16 protein-coding genes are annotated in these 17,653 nt (G+C 70.5%); 8 read left to right on the top strand and 8 right to left on the bottom strand.

The window, feature by feature from the left end:
• Position 1 precedes the first annotated feature (1 nt).
• Genes murD through ACZ6DT_RS29665 form a run of 5 tightly spaced genes read left to right on the top strand, consistent with a single transcriptional unit; the run spans position 2 to position 6,208 of the window.
• Entirely contained in the window at positions 2 to 1,405 is a 1,404-nt protein-coding gene (gene murD, locus ACZ6DT_RS29645; RefSeq protein WP_465601404.1) for a UDP-N-acetylmuramoyl-L-alanine--D-glutamate ligase, read from the top strand.
• Positions 1,392 to 2,870, top strand: coding sequence for a putative lipid II flippase FtsW (gene ftsW / locus ACZ6DT_RS29650; RefSeq protein WP_465601406.1), 1,479 nt, complete (start codon positions 1,392 to 1,394; stop codon positions 2,868 to 2,870). The genes murD and ftsW overlap by 14 nt, the downstream gene beginning before the upstream one ends.
• The gene (gene murG, locus ACZ6DT_RS29655) at positions 2,867 to 3,994 is read left to right on the top strand and encodes an undecaprenyldiphospho-muramoylpentapeptide beta-N-acetylglucosaminyltransferase (RefSeq protein ID WP_465601409.1); all 1,128 of its coding nucleotides are present in this window, start codon (positions 2,867 to 2,869) and stop codon (positions 3,992 to 3,994) included. The genes ftsW and murG overlap by 4 nt, the downstream gene beginning before the upstream one ends.
• On the top strand, positions 3,987 to 5,396 hold the full coding sequence (murC, locus tag ACZ6DT_RS29660) for a UDP-N-acetylmuramate--L-alanine ligase (protein WP_465601412.1): 1,410 nt from the start codon (positions 3,987 to 3,989) through the stop codon (positions 5,394 to 5,396). The genes murG and murC overlap by 8 nt, the downstream gene beginning before the upstream one ends.
• Positions 5,397 to 5,398: 2 nt before the next feature.
• Entirely contained in the window at positions 5,399 to 6,208 is an 810-nt protein-coding gene (locus ACZ6DT_RS29665) for a cell division protein FtsQ/DivIB (protein WP_465601415.1), read from the top strand.
• A 72-nt stretch (positions 6,209 to 6,280) separates the two neighbouring features.
• On the opposite strand, the gene ACZ6DT_RS29670 is transcribed toward ACZ6DT_RS29665, so the two are convergent.
• Positions 6,281 to 7,030, bottom strand: coding sequence for a TetR/AcrR family transcriptional regulator (locus ACZ6DT_RS29670; RefSeq protein ID WP_465601417.1), 750 nt, complete (start codon positions 7,028 to 7,030; stop codon positions 6,281 to 6,283).
• Positions 7,031 to 7,125: 95 nt separating this feature from the next.
• On the opposite strand from ACZ6DT_RS29670, the gene ACZ6DT_RS29675 reads away from it, so the two are divergent.
• Positions 7,126 to 7,959 (top strand): NAD(P)H-binding protein, encoded by an 834-nt coding sequence (locus ACZ6DT_RS29675; protein WP_465601420.1) that lies wholly within the window; start codon positions 7,126 to 7,128, stop codon positions 7,957 to 7,959.
• A gap of 139 nt (positions 7,960 to 8,098) precedes the next feature.
• Here the strand turns inward: ACZ6DT_RS29675 and ACZ6DT_RS29680 are convergent, their stop codons facing one another.
• Both ACZ6DT_RS29680 and ACZ6DT_RS29685 read right to left on the bottom strand, forming a co-directional pair.
• A complete protein-coding gene (locus ACZ6DT_RS29680) occupies positions 8,099 to 8,881 on the bottom strand; it encodes a hypothetical protein (RefSeq protein WP_465601423.1) in 783 nt (260 codons plus the stop codon).
• A 130-nt stretch (positions 8,882 to 9,011) separates the two neighbouring features.
• Positions 9,012 to 11,063: a Stk1 family PASTA domain-containing Ser/Thr kinase gene (locus ACZ6DT_RS29685; RefSeq protein ID WP_465601426.1), complete on the bottom strand. Its 2,052-nt coding sequence runs from the start codon at positions 11,061 to 11,063 to the stop codon at positions 9,012 to 9,014.
• A gap of 184 nt (positions 11,064 to 11,247) precedes the next feature.
• Between ACZ6DT_RS29685 and ACZ6DT_RS29690 the strand changes: the two genes are divergently transcribed.
• Entirely contained in the window at positions 11,248 to 11,616 is a 369-nt protein-coding gene (locus ACZ6DT_RS29690) for an Rv2175c family DNA-binding protein (RefSeq protein WP_465601428.1), read from the top strand.
• On the opposite strand, the gene ACZ6DT_RS29695 is transcribed toward ACZ6DT_RS29690, so the two are convergent.
• On the bottom strand, positions 11,585 to 12,751 hold the full coding sequence (locus ACZ6DT_RS29695) for an MFS transporter (RefSeq protein WP_465601431.1): 1,167 nt from the start codon (positions 12,749 to 12,751) through the stop codon (positions 11,585 to 11,587). The genes ACZ6DT_RS29690 and ACZ6DT_RS29695 overlap by 32 nt on opposite strands.
• Before the next feature lie 22 nt (positions 12,752 to 12,773).
• Here ACZ6DT_RS29695 and ACZ6DT_RS29700 point away from each other — a divergent pair, with 22 nt between their 5' ends.
• A complete protein-coding gene (locus ACZ6DT_RS29700) occupies positions 12,774 to 13,325 on the top strand; it encodes a CGNR zinc finger domain-containing protein (RefSeq protein ID WP_465601434.1) in 552 nt (183 codons plus the stop codon).
• 134 nt (positions 13,326 to 13,459) lie between these two features.
• Here the strand turns inward: ACZ6DT_RS29700 and ACZ6DT_RS29705 are convergent, their stop codons facing one another.
• The 4 genes from ACZ6DT_RS29705 to ACZ6DT_RS29720 all read right to left on the bottom strand — a co-directional run bounded on the left by ACZ6DT_RS29705 (position 13,460) and on the right by ACZ6DT_RS29720 (position 17,640).
• Positions 13,460 to 14,248 carry an LLM class F420-dependent oxidoreductase gene (locus ACZ6DT_RS29705; protein ID WP_465601437.1) on the bottom strand — a complete coding sequence of 263 codons (789 nt, stop codon included), beginning with the start codon at positions 14,246 to 14,248 and terminating at the stop codon, positions 13,460 to 13,462.
• Positions 14,249 to 14,456: 208 nt separating this feature from the next.
• A complete protein-coding gene (gene crtI, locus ACZ6DT_RS29710; RefSeq protein WP_465601439.1) occupies positions 14,457 to 15,932 on the bottom strand; it encodes a phytoene desaturase family protein in 1,476 nt (491 codons plus the stop codon).
• Positions 15,932 to 17,023, bottom strand: a complete 1,092-nt coding sequence (locus ACZ6DT_RS29715) for a polyprenyl synthetase family protein (protein ID WP_465601442.1) — start codon at positions 17,021 to 17,023, stop codon at positions 15,932 to 15,934. The genes crtI and ACZ6DT_RS29715 overlap by 1 nt, the downstream gene beginning before the upstream one ends.
• A 68-nt stretch (positions 17,024 to 17,091) precedes the next feature.
• Complete coding sequence (locus tag ACZ6DT_RS29720) at positions 17,092 to 17,640, bottom strand: CGNR zinc finger domain-containing protein (RefSeq protein WP_465601445.1); 549 nt, start codon at positions 17,638 to 17,640, stop codon at positions 17,092 to 17,094.
• Between the last annotated feature and the right edge of the window lie 13 nt (positions 17,641 to 17,653).

Consider the following 17,653-nt stretch of genomic DNA (forward strand, 5'->3'; position numbering starts at 1 on the left):
GGTGGAACTGGCCGGTCGTCACGTCCTCGTCGCCGGAGCCGGGGTCACCGGCAAATCCATCGTCCCCGTCCTGGCGGACCTGGGCGCACGGATCACCGTCACCGACGGCGACGCCGGACGGCTGGCGGAACTCGAAGGCCTCGGCGCCGAGTTGGTGCCCGGTCTCGCTGTGCCGCCCGAAGGGGTCGAGCTGGTCGTGACCAGTCCCGGCTGGAAGCCGTCTTCGCCGTTGCTGGTGGCGGCGGCCGAGGCGGGGATCGAGGTGATCGGCGACGTCGAGCTGGCGTGGCGCGTCGGGCGGCTGCGCGACAAGCCGCCGGTGTGGCTCGCGATCACCGGGACCAACGGCAAGACCACCACGGTCGGGATGCTGGAGTCGATCCTGCGTTCCGCCGGGGTCGACGCCGTGGCCTGCGGGAACGTCGGCTTCGCGGTGCTCGACGCGGTGCGGGCCGGGCACGAGGTGCTCGCCGTGGAGCTGTCGAGTTTCCAGCTGCACTGGTCGTCCACGCTGGCCCCGCTCGCGTCGGTGGTGCTGAACCTGGCCGAAGACCACCTCGACTGGCACGGCTCGATGGAGGAGTACGCGGCCGCGAAGGGGCGGGTCCACACTCACTCCCGGAACGTGGTGCACAACGTCGGCGAGCCGTGGTCCGCCCGGCTCGCCGACGAGCACGCGCCCGCGGACGCCCGCCGTATCGCCTTCGGCATGGACACCCCGCGCCCCGGCGAACTCGGGATCGTGGAAGACCTGCTGGTGGACCGTGCCTTCGTCGCCGACCCGGCGACCACCGCCGACGAACTCGGCACGCTGGCCGACGTCCGGCCCGCCGGCCCGCACAACGTCTCGAACGCCCTCGCCGCGGCCGCGCTGGCCCGCGCGTACGGCGTCACCGGCGAGGACGTCGCCAAGGGCCTGCGTGAGTACCGGCCCGCCCCGCATCGCGCCGAGGAGATCGGCGAGATCGACGGCGTCCGGTACATCAACGATTCCAAGGCGACCAACCCGCACGCGGCGAGCGGATCGCTGCGCGCGCATCTGGACGTCGTCTGGATCGCCGGTGGCCAGCTCAAAGGCGCTTCCGTGGACGAGCTCGTCGGCTCGATCGCCGGGCGGCTGCGGGGAGTCGTCCTGTTCGGCGTGGATTCACCCGTGATCGCCGCCGCCGTTGCGCGACACGCGCCCGATGTCCCGGTCGAGAGCCTCCCTTCGGGTGACGATGACACCATGACTGCGGCGGTGAAGGCGGCCCGCGCCCTGGCGCGCCCTGGAGACGTGGTGCTGCTGGCCCCCGCCGCGGCGTCGTTGGACATGTATTCGAGCTACGGCGAGCGCGGCGACGCGTTCGCGCGAGCGGTCCGTGTCCTGCGCGACGGTGCGGGGGAGACCAGTGACGGCGGTTGAGGAGAGAAAGCGCGAGTCGGCGCCGCGCAAGCGCCGTGAACGCAAGGAAAGCCCGTTCGTCGCCTTCCGCACCGCGCTGACGGCGTGGCTTTCGCGGCCGCTCGCCTCGTTCCACCTGGTGCTGGCACTCACCGGCGTGCTGACCGTGATCGGCATCGTGATGGTGCTGTCGGCCTCGTCGGTCGCTTCGGTCAACCCCAAGACCGGCACCGGCGTGTACGCCCAGTTCAGCAAGCACATCATGTTCGTCGGCATCGGCGCGGTGGTGTTCTGGGTCGGGCTGCGGGTGCCGCTGGAACGCGTCCGGCGGCTTTCGGCGACGGCGACCGTCGCCTGCCTCGGGCTGCTCGTGCTGGTGCTGACTCCGCTCGGAACCGAACTCAACGGCTCGCGGGGCTGGTTCCGGTTCGGCGGGTTCGCCTTCCAGCCGGTCGAGGCGGCGAAGGTCGCGCTGGCCTTCTGGGGCGCGCACATCCTGGTGATCAAGTACAACATCATCAACCAGTGGCGGCATCTGCTCGTCCCCGTCGTGCCGATCGCGCTGCTGATGTTCGCGCTGGTCATGATGCAGCCCGACCTGGGCGGCACGATCACCCTCGCGGTGGTGCTGCTGGCCCTGTTGTGGTTCGCGGGCGCGCCGAAGCGGCTGTTCGGCGTCATCCTCGCGGGTGGTCTCGTCGGGGTCCTGGTGCTGGCCATCATCGAGCCGTACCGGCTCGCGCGGGTCCTGTCGTTCGTCTCCGGCGACCCCGACACCAGCGCGGACGGCTTCCAGGCCAACCAGGCGAAACTCGCGCTCGCCGACGGCGGGCTGTTCGGCAAGGGCCTCGGCCAGGGCCAGTCCAACTGGGGCTACCTGCCGAACGTGCAGAACGACTTCATCTTCGCCCTGATCGGCGAGGAACTCGGTTTCATCGGCTGCGTGGTGGTGCTGGGGCTGTTCGCCGGCGTCGCCATCGTGGGCCTGCGGATCGCCACCCGGAACCTCGACCCGTGGATCCGCATCGTGTCCGGCACGCTGACCGTGTTCCTGGTCGCGCAGGCGGGTATCAACATCGGCTACGTCGTCGGCCTGCTGCCGGTCACCGGGGTGACACTGCCGTTGATCTCCTACGGCGGGACGTCGCTGGTGATCACCATGCTCATCATGGGGATCCTCGCCAACGCCGCCCGGCACGAACCGGAGGCGGTGGCCGCACTGCGCTCGCAGGGGCCAGGTAAATTCGGACGCCTGCTGAGGCTTCCCGCGCCCGAGCCGTACCGCCCGCCCGCCAAACGCAAGGGCTCCGCGGCCAGGGGAGGCGCCGCCAAGGCGGCGAGGCCCGCGCCGAGGACGGCGAGGCCTTCGCCCGCTCAGGAACGGCGCCGTTCGGTACGGGAACCCGGCAGGAGGACGGCCGCGCGAACGGCGGTGAACCGCGGTACCGCGAAACGGGGTACCGCAAATCGGAGAGGTCATAGGTGAACAACCCCGTCAGAGCCGACGCAGCAGCCGAGGTCGCCGGCAAGGCGCCGGTGGTCGTGGTCGCCGGCGGCGGCACCGCAGGGCATATCGAACCTGCGCTCGCCCTCGCGGACGCGGTGATGCGCCTGCGTCCCGACGCGAAGGTGATCGCGCTGGGAACCGAGCGCGGGCTGGAGAACAAGCTCGTCCCCGCGCGGGGCTACCGGCTGGAGCTGATCCCGCCGGTGCCGATGCCGCGCAAGCCGACGCCCGAACTGCTGAAGATGCCGCTTAAGGTCCGCGACGCGGTCAAGCGCACCCGTGAGGTCCTCGATCGGGTCGGCGCGGACGTCGTCGTCGGCTTCGGCGGGTACGTCGCGCTTCCGGCGTACCTCGCCGCGCGCGGCCGCACACCGATCGTGGTGCACGAGGCCAACGAGAAACCGGGCCTGGCGAACAAGGTCGGCGCACGGTTCGCCGTCCGCGTCGCGGTCGCCGTCCCGGGGACCCCGCTGGCGAAGGCCGAGGTCATCGGCATCCCGCTGCGCCGCTCCATCACTTCGCTCGACAGGGCCGCGCTGCGCGCCGAAGCCCGTGAGCACTTCGGGCTCGACCCCGACGCCCCGACACTGCTGGTCTTCGGCGGTTCGCAGGGCGCGGTGTCGATCAACGGCGCCGTTTCCGGCGCCGCCAAGGAGTTCGCGGACGCCGGTGTCGGCGTCCTGCACGCCCACGGGCCGAAGAACACGCTGGTCGTCCAGGAGTTCCCCGGAAGGCCCGCGTATGTTCCCGTGCCGTACCTGGAACGCATGGACCTGGCCTACGCCGCCGCCGACGCGGTGCTGTGCCGCTCGGGCGCGATGACCGTCGCCGAGGTTTCGGCCGTCGGCCTGCCCGCGGTGTTCGTCCCGCTGCCGTACGGCAACGGCGAGCAGGCGGTCAACGCCCGTCCCGCGGTCGACGCGGGTGCCGGTCTGATGGTCGCCGACGCCGACCTCACCCCCGCCAAAGTCGCGGAGCTGGTGATCCCGCTGGTGTCCGACGCCGACAGGGTCGCGAAGATGAGCGCGGCCGCGGTCGGCCTCGGCCACCGAGAGGCCGACGAGACCCTTGCCAAGATCGTGCTGGAGGCCGCTGGTGCCTGACAATCTCCCCGAAACGCTCAGGCGTGCCCATCTGATCGGGATCGGCGGCGCCGGGATGAGCGGTATCGCGCGGATCCTGCTGGCCCGCGGCGCCCAGGTCTCCGGATCCGACGCCAAGGAGTCGCGCGCGTTCCTTTCGCTGCGTGCCCAGGGCGCCGAGATCGCCGTCGGCCAGCGCGCCGAGAATCTCGACGCCCTCCCCGAGGGCCCGTCCTCGGTGATCGTGTCGACCGCGATCAAGGAGTCCAACCCGGAACTGGCGGCCGCGCGGGAACGCGGGATCACCGTGCTGCACCGCGCGGAGGCGCTGGCCGGGCTGATGGAGGGCAACCGTGTCGCCTGCATCGCCGGGACGCACGGCAAGACGTCGACGACGTCGATGCTGACCGTCGCGCTGCAGCAGTGCCGGCTCGACCCGTCGTTCGCCATCGGCGGCGACCTCAACGAGTCGGGCGCCAACGCGCACCACGGCGAGGGTGGCGTCTTCGTCGCCGAGGCCGACGAAAGCGACGGTTCGTTCCTGGCCTACTCGCCTTCGGTCGCCGTGGTGACCAACGTCGAGCCGGACCACCTGGACCACCACGGCACGGCCGAGGCGTACGTCTCGGTGTTCACCGAGTTCCTCGGCCGGATCGTGCCGGGCGGGCTGCTCATCGTCTGCGGTGACGACGAGGGCGCCGAGAAGCTGGGCGCGCGAGCCTCGGCGCAGGGCATCCGCGTCCGCCGCTACGGGCGTTCCGTCACCGGTGCCGAGGACGTGAAGGTGCTGGACTACGCGCCCGCCCCCGATGGCGGCGTCGTCCGGATCTCTTTGCAGGGCGAGGAAATCGTCCTGCGGGTCGCGGTGCCGGGTGAGCATATGGCGCTGAATGCCATCGCCGCGCTGCTGGCCGGGATCGAGCTCGGCGCGCCGGTCGGAGGACTCGCCGAAGGGCTCGCCGCGTTCGGTGGCGTCCGGCGGCGGTTCGAGTTCAAGGGCCGCTCTGGCGACGTCCGCGTGTACGACGACTACGCGCACCACCCGACCGAGGTCGACGCGCAGCTGCGCGCGGTGCGGACGGCCGCGGGTTCGGGCCGGGTCATCGTGGTCTTCCAACCGCATCTGTACTCGCGTACGAAGACGTTCTCGAAGGAGTTCGCGGCCGCGCTGTCCCTGGCCGACGAGGTCGTCGTGCTGGACGTCTTCGGGGCGCGTGAGAAGCCGGAACCCGGCGTGAGCGGCGCGCTCATCGCCGACCAGATCTCCGGTACCCCCGTGCACTATCAGCCCGCGTTCGACGTCGCGGCGAAGCTCGCGGCGGATCTGGCCGAGCCCGGCGACCTGCTGGTGACCATGGGCGCCGGCGACGTCACGCAGCTCGGCCCGGAGATCCTGGCCGAACTGGACCGGCGGGCGGGCTAGCCATGACGCAGACCGGGGAACGCCGCCGCCCGGCCGAACCCGGTCGGCGTCCGCGCACCCAACGCGCCCAACGCGCCAAGGCGCGGCGCGGCAGGCGGTCCGGGTACGACCGCCGCCGCATCACGCGGCCGGCCAGGCACAAGGAGATGCGACGGCGCTGGGTCGCGCTGCTTTCGGTGCTGACCGTCGTCGCGCTGGTCTACCTGCTGTGGTTCAGCTCGATGCTGGGCGTGCGGCAGGTCGACGTCGTCGGCGCGAATTCCGTGCCCGCGGAACAGATTCGCGCCGCGGCGGCGGTGCCGGACCAGAAACCGATGCTGCGTCTGGACACCGACGACATCCGCGACCGCGTGGCGCAGATGCCCGGCATCGCCACCGTCGACGTCTCCCGGTCGTGGCCGAGCACCATCGAGATCACCGTGACCGAACGTGCCGCGATCGCCTTCTTCGACAGCGGACCCGGCGGTGACGGCATCCACCTCGTCGACGGCGGGGGAGTGGTGTTCAAAACCGTCAAGGAGCGGCCCGCCGGGCTGCCCGAACTCAAGCTGCCGTCGGTGTCGGCCGACGACCCGGTGACCCGCGCGGTCACCGGCGTCCTCGGCGTGATCCCGCAGCAGCTGCTCAAGCAGGTCACCACCGCGACGGCGAAGACTCCCGGCAGCGTCGAGTTCGCGCTGGCCGACGGGAAGACCGTGCGGTGGGGGACCTCGGCCGACACCGAACGCAAGGCGAAGGTCCTCGCCGCGCTACTCACGCGTGAGGGCAAGGTCTTCGACGTCTCGGCACCCGATCTACCGACGGTCTCCTGAGGCATTTCGTCCTCTGAATGCGGTAGTTCGTGTTGCCTACTACCGCATTCAGAGGACGAAATGCGGGAGGGATCAGCGGGTGACGAGGGCTTCGATGCCGTCCAGCAGGCGCTCCAGGCCGAAAGCGAAGGTCTCGTCGGCGGCTTCGCAGGTGTCCGCGTCGTAGCCGCCGCTTTCCCAGATCCGCGTCATGGCCGGATGCCGTTCCACGTCGAAGTACTTCTCCCAGAACACCGACCGCTGCCCCCACCAGGCGTCGGTCGACTGCCCGGTCTCCTGCTCGACCTGCGCGGTCTCGGCGAAAAGCGTCGCGTTGGCCTGCACGTAGATTTCGATGCTGTTCGCGGCCGCGGCCGCCTTGCGCGGCGCCAGCCCGATATCCGACACCGCCGCGATGAGGTACTCCTGGCCCGCCATCAGCCCGGGGCCGAGCACCGGCCGCACCATCGACGTCGACCGCAGCCACGGATGTGCCCGGAACACGGCCAGGGTGCGGTCGGCGTAGAGCCGCACCTGCTCGCGCCAGCCGTCCGGCCGGGGATCACCCGGGCCGGGGAGGGCTCGTTCGGCGAGCACCGAGTCCACCATGAGGTCGAGCAGTTCCGTCTTGCCGGGGACGTAGGTGTAGAGCGTCATCGTGCCCGCGCCGAGTTCCTTCGCGATCTGGCTCATCGAGACGGTGGCCTCGCCCGCGCCGTCGGCGAGCGCGATGGCGGTGGCGATCACCTGGTCGAGGGTCAATCTCGGCTTTCGCCCCCTGGTCGCCTGCCGGGCTTCGCCGCGATCACGCCACAACAGCTCGAGGCTGCGCTCGAAGTCCATCCACACTCCACTCGGCCGTGAAGCTGGATTCTACATTCTCGTATGCGGTACGGTTAAACTGATCTCGTAGGACGTACGAAAAGGAGTGGGGAATCGTGACGATCCTGGTGACCGGTGCGACCGGAAGCGTCGGCAGACTGCTCGTCGACGAACTAGTGCGCGCCGAAGCGCCGGTCCGGGCACTGACCGTCAACCCGGTGAAGGCGGCGCTGCCGGAGCAGGTGGAGGTCGCCAAGGGCTACCTGGGCAAACCGGAAACCTTGCCGGAAGCGCTCAAGAGCATTGAAACCGTGTACCTGGCCCCGTTGGCGGCCAAGGTGGACGACTTCGTGAAGCTGGCGAAGGAGGCCGGCGTGCGCAGGGTGGTGGCGTTGTCGGGCAGCAACGCCGACGACCCGGTGGAGAACTCGAGCGGCGTGGACTACGCGATCATCGAGAAGGCGGTCCGGGAGGCGGACTTCGACTGGACCTTCCTGCGGCCGGGCGCGTTCATGAACAACACCCTCGGCTGGGCGGAGACGATCAAGGCCGAGCGCGTGGTCCGGCAGGCCTACCCCGAATCACGGATGACGCCGATCGACCTCGCGGACATCGCCGCCGTCGCGGCGCACGTCATCCTGACCGAGGGGCACGTCGGCAAGAAGCACACGCTGAGCGGCCCGGAGGCGGTCAGCCAGCGCGAACAGGTCGCCGCCATCTCGGCCGCGCTCGGGGAGGAGGTCGCCTTCCACGAGCTCACCCGGGAAGAGGCGGACAAGCAGTGGGCCGCCGCCGGGATCCCGGCGGAGATCGCCGAGTGGCTGCTCGACGGCTTCGCGTACTTCACCGAAAACCCCGACAAGCCGACGGGCGTCGTCCAGGAGCTCACCGGACGGCCTGGCATCACCTATGCGGAGTGGGCGGTGGCGAACGTCGAAGCGTTCCGCTGAGCCCTACCGCAAGAAGCCCGGAACCCGTTATTCACGTGTTTGAAGCCGTGACTCACGTGATCGAAGCCGTGACTCATGAGTTCCGCCCTCAATCACGCGAGTTCCGGCTGGAAGCACGTGAGATACGAGTTACCGGTCTTCAGCGAGCCCGACGGGGGAGGCGGGTCGGCAGCGGCGCACCGCGTCGCGGCTGATCCGCTGTCGCCTCGGCGGGCGGCGGGGACGACCGTTGCGGCCGGGGCAGCGGAGGCGGGGCCTGCGATTCGCGGGGCCAGGCGGGGGTGATCATCGCCTGCGCGCCCACCCGGCGGACCGGCAGTCCGTGCGCCTCCCTGCCGGGCAGGCCCGGCCAGATCTCGCCGGCCTCCTTGGCGGCGTCGCGGATCGCGGTGCCGTCGAGCGCGGTGTGCGTTTCCTCGATGTCGCGTTCGAGCCACTGGACGACGAACTCCAGCGGCCCGTCGGGCGGCAGCGGCCACAGGAAGATCTCGTGGTCGACGTGGAAGGCCGAACCGCTCAGCCCCTGCGCGCGTAGTACCGGCTGATCCGGTTTGGTGGCCGACGGTACGGAGATGGTCTCCGAACTGGCCCGCCTGCCGTCGGGGAAGAGCACCCCGACCAGCAGCGCGTTGTAGTCGGGGACCCGGCGGTGGTCGATGAGGCCTTCGCCGGGATCGCCGGGCAGGAGATCCCGCGAGTACACCGACAGCTGGAAGGACACCGACTCCGGCCACACCTCGATGCCGCGCAGCGCCACGATGGTCCGTTCGGCGCGGCCCAGCGGCATCGACCAGGGCAGGATCGCCGGCACGATGTACTCGTGCGGCGTCTCCACCCAGGGGCGGCCGTTGTAGCCGAACAGTTCCTGTTCCGGCACCGGGAACAGCGGGCGGCTGCGCGGACCGTCGGTGAAGAAGCTCATCGTGGACCGGGCGCGGCAGAACGCGGGGTGAACCTGTCCGACCTGCCGCTCACGCCGTCAACGACCACCATGCGCTTCACGGTATCCGATGACCATGCCGGTACTGAACGGTTTCAGCGCACCTTTCGCGTCATCCGAAGCCTCTGACCTTCACTTTCGTGCCCTTCGGCACCTTGGTGCCCGGCTGCGGATCCTGCTGTAGGACGAAGTCGAAACCACCGTTTCCGTTCCCGTTCCCGTTGCCGTTTCCGCGACCTTGACGGTCAGGCTCCAGCCCTGCCTGTCGCAGGATCTGGAACGCCTCCTCCATCCGCTTGAACGTCACGTTCGGCACTTCGACGGCGTTCGAAACGAACACCCCGATCCGGCGGCTGCTCGCCTTCCCGCCGCCCTTGGGGTCGGTACGGATCACCTGACCGGCGGCGAACTGGTCGGAGAACTCCTCGCCTGCCTGGAACGGCTGGAAGCCCGCCTGCTGCAGGATCTGGAAGGCGGCGTCCTTGCTCTGGCCCGTGACGTCCGGAACCGGCGGAAGCGGTTCGGGGCCCTTCGACAGGATGATCGTGACCTGCCCGCCGATGTTCAGCTGCGAACCGGGGCTCGGGTCGACGCGGATCACCTTGTTCTTGGCGACGTCGCTGTACTCCTGTTCGCCCTGGACCGGGGTCAGCTGCGCGGCCTTGATCGCCGTCTCGGCGTCCTGCTGGCTCGTCCCGGCCCGGATGTCCGGCACGATCGGACGGCCTTTCGACAGCACGACGTTGACCGTGGCGCCCGGCGCGAGCGACGTGCCCGCCGCGGGATCGGACCGGATCACCGTGTGCTGCGCGGTGGTGTCGCTGTACTCCTCGGTGTAGGCCGGGGTCAGTTTCGCCGACCGGAGCGCGTCACCGGCGGCGGCCTGGTTCATCCCGGCCAGCTTCGGCACCGATGACGAGCCGGGGCCGGAGTCGTTGAGGATGAAAGCGAACGCGCCGATCAGGCCGCCGAGGATCACCACCGCGGCCGCGATCATCAGGTACAGACGTTTGCGCGAACCCGGCCGCTCGTCGTCCGCGGCCGGGTTGGGCCGAGGGGGCGGGGTGCGCGGCGGCTGAGCGGCGGGCGGCGGTTCACGGAGTAGCGCCTGCGTTCCGCGCGGGCCGGTGACCGGCATGGTCGCCTCGGCGACCGGGGCCAGCACCGTCGTGGCCAGGGCCGCGTTCGCCGCCGGGACGGCGGGAATGCCGGGGGTGGTGCGTTCGGCGTCGGTCTCCCGGTCGGCGTCCGCGGGCAACGGCACGGGCACCGGGACCGCCGGGACGCCGAGGACGGTGCGCAGGTGGTTCAGCTCGGCGAGGAACGCCGCGGCGTCGGCCGGGCGCCGTTCGGGGTCGCGGCGCGTGGCGCGCAGGATCAGTTCGTCCAGCGACGGCGGGATCCCCGGCCGCAACTCGCTCGGGCGCGGGACGTCGTCGTTGACGTGCCGGTACGCCACCGAAAGGGCGGTGTCGCCGGTGTACGGCGGGCATCCGGTGAGCATTTCGTACAGCAGGATCCCGGCCGAGTAGACGTCGCCGCGCGAGGTGGTCGCGCCGGTGGAGACCTGTTCGGGCGAGACGTAGGCGACGGTGCCGAGGATGACGCTCGAACTCGTGGTGCCCGCGCTGGCCATCGCGCGGACCAGGCCGAAGTCGGCCACCTTGACCACGCCGCCCGAAAGCGCGGTGCCGCCGCGGCCGATGAGCACGTTCTCCGGTTTGACGTCGCGGTGTACCAGACCGGCGGCGTGCGCCGCGGCCAGCGCGGAGAGCACCGGTTCGGTGATGCTCAGGGCGAGCGCGACATCCAGCGGGCCGCGTTCGGCGAGCAGTTCACGCAGGGTCCCGCCGTCGACGAGTTCCATGACCAGGAACGCGCGGCCGGACTCCTCGCCGCCGGGGGTGTCGAAACCCTGGTCGTGCACCGCCACCACGTGCGGGTGATGCAGGCGCGCCGCCGAGCGGGCCTCCCGTTCGAAGCGTTCGACGAACGACCGGTCGTCGGCGAACCGCGGGTCCATGATCTTGATGGCGACCTGGCGGTCCAGGCGGGTGTCGACGCCGCGGTACACCGACGACATCCCACCGCGTGCGAGCAGCTTGTCCACCCGGTAGCGGCCCTCGAGCAGAGTGCCCACCAGAGTGGGATCCGTGCGTGTCACGGCTATGGATCGTACGGAAGTACCCATGTCGTGGTGTACGGGACCTGGCGCGCCGGGGATCACGATTTCCGTCTTTTCGTCGAATCGGCGGTAAACGTGACAAGGAGGGCACTCTCCGTGATGACCGCGTCGCCACCCATGCGTACCAATGGAGCGGGAGACGGAATGTGGCACAGTGTCACCTGTGAGTGGTATTCCCGTCGCCGACGACGTTCTCGGTGCAGATGTGCCCGTTCTCCCGCTGTCGGAGGTCGCGACCGCGCTGAACGTTTCAGCCAACAAGGTCCGCCAGATGCTGCGCGACGGCCAGCTGATCGCCGTCCGGCGGAAGGGCGAGCTGTACGTCCCGGTCGCGTTCCTGGTGAAGGATGGCGTGGTCAAGGGTCTGGCGGGCACCATCACCGTGCTCGCGGACTCCGGTTTCACCCGGACGGAGATGCTGCGCTGGCTCTTCGGCACGGACGAGACCTTGCCGGGGTCCACCCCGGTCAACGCGCTCCGCACCAGCCACGGCACCGAGGTCAAGCGGCGCGCGCAGGCGATGGCCTTCTAGTTCTGACCAGCACATACGTCGCGGCCGCGAGGAGCTGACACGCCGCCGCGGCACTCAGCGCCGTGGTTACGGAGAGTGCGCTCAACGGTCCCGCGGCCGCCGCGCCGACCGCGAGCCCGGTGATCTTCACGCTCGCCGCCGTCGTGAAAACCTGAGCCCGCGCTCGCGCGGGCGCTTCGCGATGCCGGATGGCGAAAAGCGCCGAAAGCTGCGGTCCTTCGGCGAATCCGGCGAGCACGGCGGCGGTCAGCAGGGTCACCACGTCGTGCCCCGATGCGGCGAGCAGGAAACTCGCGCCCAGCAGGACGGTGCCGGCGAGCACGGTGCGGTCCGGTGGCGGCGGCCTGCGGGTCAGTGCGGCGTTCGCGACCAGTGACGCGGCGGCCAGCACGGTGAGCAGAAGCGCGCCGAAACCCGGATTCCCCAGCCGTTGGGCGCCGAGCAGCGGATAGCAGACCACGGCGACCCCGATGCCGACGAAGGACACCGTGGACGTGGCGGTGGCCCGCAGCAGCGCGCGGTTGCGGAAGAGGACGGCGAACCCGTCGGCGAGTTGACGGCGGATCGGTGTCGCGGGCTTCGCCTCGGCCGCGGGGAGCGACCATGCGGCGGGAAAGGCGATGGCGACCAGTGTGATCGCGAGAGCCACCGCGGCCGGGGCGCCGGCGTACGCGGCCACGAGCCCGGCGAGTCCCGGCCCGGCGAGGCTCGCCGCGGTGAACGTCATCGCGTCCAGGGTGCTCGCCCTCGCCAGCGGTGTCGTGCCGCGGACATTCGGCAGCTGGGCCGTCCAGCCGCCTGCCAAAGCGGGGTTGAGCAGCCCCACCGCGACGGCCACGGCGATCGCCACGGGGAGTTCGACCAGCGCGAGCACCGCGCCGAGCCCGCCCGCGTAGGTGAGCAGCGCCCACGCCAGTAGCCGGCCGGGCCGCCGGCTGCGGTCGAGCAGTGCCCCGAGCAGCGGCCCGCCCGCCGCCGCGGAGACCGTCAGGCCCGCGAGCAGCGCGGATCCGGTGGCGGCCGAGCCGTCGACGCTCATGCCGAGCAGGAGCAACGCCGGCCCGGACAGTTCGTCCCCGGTCCTGGCCACCGTCGCGCCGGTCAAATAGACGGCGAGTCTGTAACGGCCTTTCATGGACGAGACGTTACAGTGAGATATGACTTCAGCGCAGCGGGATTTCCTGCCCGGCCGTTCGGCGCGGGCGGCGGCGCAACGGGCGGTGGATCTGCTGGAGGTCCTGCTCGCGCCGGAACCCTCGGTCGCGTCGGTTCGTGCCGTACTGGAAGCGCACGGCGAGACCTCGGTCGAGTTGGCACCTTCGGATGTGGCTTCGTTGTGTGAGGCGGCCACGGAGTTGCGTGAGGTGTTCGCGGCGCGGGACGCCGCGGAGGCGGCCGAGGTTCTCAACCGGCTGCTGGCCCGCTACGCGCATCCGCCGCGCCTGACCGAGCACGCCGACGGGTTCGGCTGGCATCTGCATGTGGACGCCGACGACGACGGGCCGTGGGACGCGTGGCTGGTGACCTCGTCCGCGCTGGCGCTGGCGGTGTTGCTGGCGGACCGTCAGGCGCCGCCGGGCGGGCTGTGCGCGGCTTCGGGGTGTGGGAAGCCGTTCGCGCATTTGGGTGGGGGGAGCCCGCGGCGATACTGCTCGACGCGGTGTGCGACTCGGGAGCGGGTCGCTGCGCACCGTCGGCAGCGGCCTTGAGGTCCGTGAAGGCCCCTTGCCCCAGCCTCGAGTACATGAAGGACCCCTTCCCGGCGTCTAGCGCAAGGAAGGGGTCCTTCATGTACTCGAGGCTCCGGGACTAGGAAAGGTCCTTCCTAGCGCGCGAAAGCGGGTCAGGACTGCTGCTTGTCCCGCCAAGCGATCCAGGACCGCAGTTTGTCCAGGTTGTAGTCCGGCCCGCCGGTCGCCACGGTGAACATCGAGACGCCCAGCTCCAGCAGCTTCGGGCCCAGCTCCTCGGGCTTGCCTTCGACACCGACCGAACGCTCGATCTCCTTCGGGTCCCGGTCGATGTCGGCGCAGTGCTGGTCGAGGATCTTGACCTTGCGCTCCACGACCTCCGGGTCGCCGAAGCCGTGCCAGATGTCGGCGTGCTTCGCGACCAGGCGCAGCGTCTTCTTCTCGCCGCCGCCACCGATCAGCACCGGGATGTCCCGGACCGGCTGCGGGTTCAGCTTGCCCAGCCTGCTCTCGATGCGCGGGAGCGCCTCGGCGAGGTCGTCGAGCCGCCCGCCCGCGGTGCCGAACTCGTAGCCGTACTCGTCGTAGTCCTTCTCGAACCAGCCGGAGCCGATACCGAGGATCAACCGCCCGTCGGAGATGTTGTCGACGGTGCGGGCCATGTCGGCCAGCAGTTCGGGATTGCGGTAGCTGTTGCACGTCACCAGCGCGCCGATCTCGACCCGCGACGTGGACTCCGCCCAGGCGCCCAGCATGGTCCAGCACTCGTAGTGCAGACCCTCGGGCTCACCGAAGAGCGGGTAGAAATGGTCCCAGTTGAAGACGATGTCCACGCCGAGGTCTTCGGCCTCCGAAGCCGCCCGGCGGATGGCCTTGTAGTCGGCGTGCTGCGGTTGCAGCTGGACACCGATCCGGATCTTCCTGTTCGCAGCAGTGGTCATGTTCGCACCCTAAGCCTGGAGTTGCTCCACGCGCTCGCCGGCAGCCTCGGCAGTGCGACTTTCAGCCGACGGTGGCGAGTGACGACCGAGCGGGGGTTCAGCACGTCGTGACCGAGGGCCGCGATTTCGTCGAGAATGCCTTCGTAGCGCACGAGCGCGGTCGCGGGATTCCTCGCGCAGCAACGGGATGCCGCGGCGTCGAGTCCGTTCATCGGCCGGTGACCCTTCCCGCGGCCAGCCTGCCGGAGATCACCACCGGTGGGACGCCGACGCCGGGCGTCGTCCCGCAGCCCGCCAAAACGACGTTCTCCGCCGCTCGCATCAGGTTTCCCGGCCGGAACGGGCCGGTCTGGGCGAAGGTGTGCGCGAGCGAGAACGGGGTACCCGCGGTGAGCCCGCGTGCCGCCCAGCCCTCCGGGGTGATCGTCTCGTCGACGGCGAAGTCCTCAGCGAATCCGGTCAGGCCGCGCTTTTCCAGCGTGCGCAGGAGCTCCTCGCGATAGGCGGGCCCGACCCGGCGCCAGTCGATCTTGCCGCGGCGCAGGTTCGGCGCCGGGGCGAGCACGGAGATCACCTGATCACCGCCGGGGGCGAGGCCGGGATCGGTCGCCGTCGGCCGGGTCACCAGCAGCGAAGGATCGCTCATCAGTCTGCCCTCGCGGATGATCTCCGAGAACGTCTTTTCCCAGGCGTGGCCGAAGAAGATGGTGTGGTGGCCCAATTCCGGCCACGTTCTCGGCGCGTGGCCGTGCAGCACGACGGCCGACGGCGAGTACCGCAGCGGCAGCGGGCGCCGGGGGCGGGCGCCGAGCAGCCGGTACGCGGTGCCGAGCTCGGTCGCGAGAACGACGGTGTCGCAAGGGATCCGCTCGCCCGATCGGGTCCGTACCGCGCGCACCCGCGAGGAAACCCTTTCCAGCCAAGCGGCTTCGGTACCGAAACGCACTTCCGCGCCGGCGCGTCCGGCCGCGTTCGCCATCGCTCGCGCGATCTCGCCCATCCCGCCCGACGGGTAGTAGACCCCGCCGACGGTGTCCATGTAGGAAATGACGCCGTACGCGCCGATCGTGCGCGCCGGATCGAGTCCCGCGTAGAGCGCCTGAAAGGAGAAGAGACGGCGCACGCGGTCATCGCGCAGGAATTCGCCGACCTTCGGGCCGAGCCGTCCGAAACCGCCCAGCACGGCCAATTTCACCAGTTCCGGACGTACGAGATCGAGCGGGGAGTCGAAGTTCGCGCCGATGAAATGGTCCTTCTGCACCGCGTACAACTCGGTCAGCCAGCGCCGCAACCGGCGGTAACCCTCGGCCTCGGCCGGGCCGGCGGCCGCGCGGATCTCGGCCTCCATCGCCGCGGCCTCGGTGTGCACGGCGATCGTGCTGCCGTCGGCGAACCTCGCGCGGTAGGCCGGGTCGAGGCGCGTCAGCGTCAGATTGTCCGACAGGGATTCGCCGACCGCGGAAAAGGCCTCGTCGAGCAGTTCGGGCATGGTCAGCACACTGGCGCCGGTGTCGACGGTGTTGCCGCCGAAATCCGCCTGTCCCGCCCGGCCCCCGGGGCTCTTGTCCTGTTCCAGCAGGGTCACCCGGCGTCCGGCGCCGAGCAGGTGCAGCGTCGCCGACAGCCCGGCGAGGCCGCCACCGATCACCACCACGTGGTCACTCGGACCGGTGACAGTGCGCATCAATACGTCCGCTGGGTCGCCTTGACGACCAGCCCGGTCAGCGCGGCGGGGGCGGGCTCGGCCAGGTGTGCGCGGTCGAGAGCCGCCATCGCGGAGTCGGTGAGTTCGTCGATGCGGCGTTCCACCGCGTCGACCGCGCCGACGTCCTGGAGTGCTTCGCGCACGGTCTCGACGGCGTCCTCGGACAGGTGGGCGTCGCCGATGGCGTCGGAGATGACCTTCGCCGCCGCGTCCTTGCCTTGTTCGGCCGCGCGCTGGAGGCCCAGCGCGACCAGCAGCGTCCGCTTGCCCTCACGCAGGTCGTCGCCCGCGGGCTTGCCGGTGACCGACGGGTCGCCGAACACGCCGAGCAGGTCGTCCCGCAGCTGGAACGCCACGCCGACCTCGTCGCCGAACTCGCGCAGCGTCGCGATCAGGGCGTCGTCGGCACCGCCGAGCGCGGCACCGAGGTGCAGCGGGCGCTGGACGGTGTACGCGGCCGTCTTGAGCTTGCAGATGTGCAGCGCCGCCTCGGGTGAGGCGTCGCCGGTGGCTTGGGTGCGGACGTCGAGGTACTGCCCGGCGAGCACCTCGGTCCGCATCGCGCGCCAAGCCGGCCGTGCCGCTGCGAGGACCGCGGGCGGAAGCGGGGCCTCCCCGAACATGTCGTCGGCCCAGGCCAGCGCCAGGTCGCCGACCAGCACGGCGGTCGCGAGCCCGAACGTGCTCGGCGAACCCAGCCAGCCGCTGTCGGCGTGAAGCTTCGCGCCCGCGATGTGCACGGTCGGCGAACCGCGGCGCGAATCGGAGGAGTCGATGAGGTCGTCGTGGATCAGCGCGCACGCCTGGATCAACTCCAGGCTCGCCACCGCCTGCAGCACCCCTTCGACGTCCGGCCCCGCCGGATCGCCGCCCGCGCCGCGCCAGCCCCACCAGGCGAACGTCGGGCGCAGGCGTTTGCCGCCGCCCAGTACGAATCCGGCCAGCGCGTCGATCCCGACGCCGACGACCGGTTCGGTGCGGCGGATTTCGGCACCGGCGCGCTCGAGGAATCCGGCCAGCGCCCGCTCGACGTGGGCGGGCAGATGGGCGTCGTAGGCGGACGTGTCCATGAGCACATCCTCCGGGAAGCACGTCTCCGTGACCCAGTCGGGTGCGGTGGAGTGTGGCGAAAGAGACGTCAGCCGCGGGTCTTGTCGTAGTGCCGTTTCGCCCGCGCCCGGTTGCCGCAGTCCGAAGAACTGCACCAGCGCCGCGACCGGTTGCGCGTGTGGTCGGTGAAGACCCAGCCGCAGCCCGGCCCTTCGCACTCCCGGATCCGCTCCAGCTCCCCGGCCCGGAGCAGGTCCTCGGCCGCCAGCGCGAGGAAGTGCGGCAGCGCGTCGCCGTTCTCCAGCGGCACCACCCACCGCAGCGGCAATGACGGCGGGAGCGAGGCGTGCCGGTATGCCTCGATCAGGGGCTTTCGCAGCGCCGTGACATCCGGTGGATCCGACACGAGGACGCGATACAGCGTCTCGCGGAACGCCTTCACGGTCCCCAGGACGGCCTCGGAAATCTCCAGTCGTTCGGTGCCCGCGCCGACCAGGACGACCCATTCGGACAGCCGTTCCGGGCCCGAAAGCCGGTCTTCCCGCCGGGCCGGATCGCGTCGCCACGAAATGGTGTTGACCAGGTCCAACGGCACGCTCCCGCCGATGCTGTCGTACCCGTCCCAATGGCCGCCCACCGATCCTCCTAAT

The sequence above is a fragment of the Amycolatopsis sp. NPDC041971 genome, from assembly GCF_055588925.1.